Source organism: Mycobacterium interjectum (assembly GCF_900078675.2).
GTDB classification, from domain to species: Bacteria; Actinomycetota; Actinomycetes; order Mycobacteriales; family Mycobacteriaceae; genus Mycobacterium; species Mycobacterium interjectum.
Genome location: NZ_LT546237.1, coordinates 885535 through 889683, shown reverse-complemented (window position 1 = coordinate 889683; position 4149 = coordinate 885535). Strand labels below are relative to the sequence as shown.

The 4149-nt window shown below is 73.7% G+C and carries 1 protein-coding gene; it reads right to left on the bottom strand.

All coding sequences use genetic code 11. The annotated features are described in order from the left end of the window. The coding region (locus BN4348_RS60755) for an acyltransferase domain-containing protein (protein WP_160040358.1) at nucleotides 1-4149 on the bottom strand (4149 nt) is incomplete at both ends.

Genomic DNA, 4149 nt, shown 5'->3' with positions numbered 1-4149 from the left:
CCCGGGCGCCCGCGCCTTCCAGCCGGCCCACCAGCTCAGCCGCCCCGGGACCAGCCGCGCCGGCGCGGCTGACCAGCACCACGTGGGCCACCCCGTAGCGCTCGACGAGGTGGCCGGCCAGCGCCGAACCCGCCATCCCGGTGCCGCCCGTGATCACGACGCTGCCCCCGGCCAACCCGCCACCGGATCCGGAAAGGGCGCCGCCGGGCCCGTCGGGAATCGTGAGGGCGACCTTGCCGATGTGGCGCGCCGCGCTGACGAACCGATACGCCGCCGAGGCGCACCGGACGTCAAACGTCTTGAGCGGCAGCGGGCGTATCGCGCCGTCGCGCAGCAGGCGGATCACCTCCGCCAGCATCGCGGCGGTGCGATCCGGCCCGGCCTCCATCAGGTCGAACGACTGATACGCCACCCCCGGGTATTGGTCGGCGATGGCCGCCGGGTCGCGCGGGTCGGTCTTGCCCATCTCGATGAAGCGCCCGCCGGGGCCCAACAACCGCAAGGACGCGTCGGTGAACTCACCGGCCAGCGAGTTCAGCACCACCTGGAAGCCCCGGCCGCCCGCCACCGCACGAAACTTCTCCTCGAACGCCAACGTCCGCGAATCGCCGATGTGGTCGTCGTCAAAGCCCATGGCTCGCAACGTGTCCCACTTGCCACGGCTGGCGGTGGCGAAAACCTCCGCACCCCAATGCCGCGCCAGCTGCACCGCGGCCATCCCCACCCCGCCGGTGGCGGCGTGCACCAACACCCGCTCACCGGCCTTCAACCCGGCCAGATCCGACAATCCGTACAGCGCCGTCAAGAACACCACCGGCACGCCCGCGGCCCCGACCAGCGACCATTCCGCCGGCACCCGCACCACCAGGCGCTCGTCCACCACCGCTTCGGAGCCCGTCAGCCCGATGATTCCCGTCACGGCGTCGCCGACGGTCAACCCGCTCACGCCCGGCCCGACCTCGGTGATGACCCCGGCGCCCTCAGCCCCCAACTCGGCGGCGCCGGGGTACATGCCCAACGCCACCAACACATCCCGGAAGTTCACCCCGGTCGCGGCCACCGCCACGCGCACCTGCGNCCCCGCCGGCACCCGCACCACCACACGCTCGTCCACCACGGCCTCGGAACCGACCACACCCAGCAAGCCCATCACGGGGTCGCCGACGGCCAACCCGCTCACGCCCGGGCCGACCTCGGTGATGACCCCGGCGCCCTCGGCCCCCAGCCGGCCGCCGCCGGGGTACATGCCCAACGCCACCAACACATCCCGGAAGTTCACCCCGACCGCGGACACCGCCACCCGCACCTGCCCGGCCGCGAGCTCCGCCCGCGGCAGCGGCCCCAGCACCAGGTCCTCCAGCGTGCCCGCGCCTCCGGCGTCCAACCGCCACCCCCGCGGCGGCAGCGTGAGCACCGACTCCGCCGCGACCTGCGCCAGGCGCGCCGCATGGACCACACCGGCGCGAATCACCAATTGCGGCTCGCCGCAGGCGATCGCCGCCGCCACGTCCACCGAGCCGTCGGAATCGACCAGCACCACCCGGCCGGGATGTTCGGATTGGGCCGACCGCACCAATCCCCACACCGCCGCACCGGCCAGATCCGAAACATCCTCGCCCGCAAGCGCGACGGCCCCGCGGGTGAGCACCGCCAACACCCCGGAACCCTCTCCGGCCAACCAGGACTGCAGCACGCCCAACACCTCGGTGGCGGCCGCGTGTACCGAGCCCACCACGTCCGGGCCGGCGGCGGCCAGCTCCCAGACCGCGAGGCCATCGCCAATCCCGTCGTCGCCCAACGCCACCGGTGACCACAGCACCTCCAGCAACCCCTCGGCCCGGGCCGCGGCCGCCGACAGCTGCTGACGCGACACCGGCCGCATCACCAACGACCGCACCGACAGCACCGGTAGTCCCGTCGCGTCGGCCAGCTCCAGCGACACCGCGTCGGCCCCGGCCGGGGCGATGCGAACCCGCGCCCGCGCGGCGCCGGCGGCGTGCAACGACACGCCCTGCCAGGAAAACGGCAGCACCGTCGGGGCCTGCTCGTCAGCCAGCCCGAGCGCGTGCAGCGCCGCGTCCAACAGGACCGGGTGCATCCCGAAGCCACCGGCCTGGGCGCCGGCGTCCCGCGGAACCTCGACCTCCGCGAAGACTTCGTCCCCGCGCCGCCACATCGCCCGCAGCCCCCGGAAGGCCGGGCCGTACTGGTAGCCCCGCTGGGCCAGCCGCTCATAGGCACCGGCGGCGTCCACCGGCGTGGCGCCGACGGGCGGCCACACCGACAGGTCCGAATCCGGCGTCACGGGCCGCTCGGTCAGCAGGCCCTGGGCGTGGAGGACCCAGTCCGAACCCGATTGGGCGCCACGGGAGTACACCGACGCCTCCCGGTGCCCGGAGTCGTCGACGCCGCCGACGACCACTTGCACCTGCACGGCGCCGGTCGCGGGCAACAGCAGCGGGGCCGACAGAGTCAGCTCGTCGATCGCCCCGCACCCGACCTCGTCGCCGGCCCGGATGGCCAGCTCCACGAATCCCGCCCCCGGGAACAACACCGCGCCGGCCACCGCGTGCCCGGCCAGCCATGGCTGGGCCGCCACCGACAGCCGGCCCGTCAGGACCACCCCGCCCGCGTCGGGTCGCTCCACCACCGCGCGCAAGAAGCCGTGCTCGGCGCCCAGCACGCCCAGGCTGGCCGCGTCGCCCGAACCCGTCGATGCGTCCGGGAGCCAAAAGCGCCGCCGCACAAACCCGTACGTCGGCAGGTCCACCCGCTGCCCACCGGCCAGCGCCGGGCGCCAGTCCACGCGCGCGCCGGCGACGTGCGCCTGCGCCACCGATAGCCAAAACCGTTGCAGGCCACCATCTTCGCGACCCAGGGAGGGAATGACGATCGCGTCGGCGACCTGATCCGCCAGCGTCTGCTCGATGCCGGCGATCAACACCGGATGCGGGCTCGATTCGATGAAGACGCGATATCCTGCGTCGCCCGCGCTGCGCACGGCTCGTTCGAATTGCACCGTCTGCCGGATGCTTTGGTACCAGTAGTCGGCGTCCAGCCCGGCGGTGTCCAGGACGTCACCGGTCGCGGTGGAGAAGAAGGCGACGGACGAAGAACGAGGCGCGATGCCGGCGAGCGCCTCGAGGAGCGGTTCGCGGATGACGTCGACCTGGGCGGAATGGGACGCGTAGTCGACGTCGATCGTCCGGGCGCGAATGTCCTCGGCCTCGCACCGTTGCACCAGCTCGGCCAGGGCGTCCACGTCACCCGACACGGCCACCGACGAAACACCATTGACGGCAGCGATATTCAGCCGATCGCCCCACGCGGACACCAACTCCCCGGCCCGCGCCGGCCCGCAGGCGAGCGAGACCATGCCGCCGGCACCCGACAGGCCCACCAGCAGCCGGCTGCGCAGCGCCACCACCCGGGCGGCATCCTCGAGTGACAGCGCGCCCGCCACGTAGGCCGCCGCGATCTCGCCCTGCGAATGCCCGATCACCGCGTCCGGGGTCACGCCCATCGAGCGCCACAGCTCGGCCAGCGACACCATGACCGCCCACAGCGCCGGCTGCACCACGTCAACCCGATCGAGCCCCGGGGCCCCCGGCGCACCGCGGATGACGTCGACCAGCGACCACTCCACGTGCTCGGCGAGCGCCCTCTCGCACCGGTGCAGCTGTTCGGCGAATACCGTTGAACTGTCGAGCAATTCGGCCCCCATGCTGACCCACTGCGAGCCCTGGCCCGGGAACACGAACACCGTCTTGCCCAGCGGCCGTGCCCGCCCCGTCACCACGCCGGCGCCCGGCTCACCGGCGGCCAGGGTCGCCAACCCCGCCACCAACTCGTCGCGACCGGCACCGACCACGACCGCGCGATGCTCGAACAGCGATCGCGTCGAGGCCAGCGACCAGCCCACGTCGACCGCGCGCACGGCGGGATCGGCTGCCAGGTGCGCGAGCAGCCGGGCGGCCTGATTGGCCAGCGCGTCGGCCGACCGCGCCGACAGCACCCACGGCGCCGCCGCGTCGTCGCCCGCCGACCCCGGCGTCTCCACCTCCGGCGCCTGCTCCACGATCACGTGCGCGTTGGTGCCGCTGATCCCGAACGCCGACACCCCCGCGCGCCGCGGCCGGTCCTGCGCCG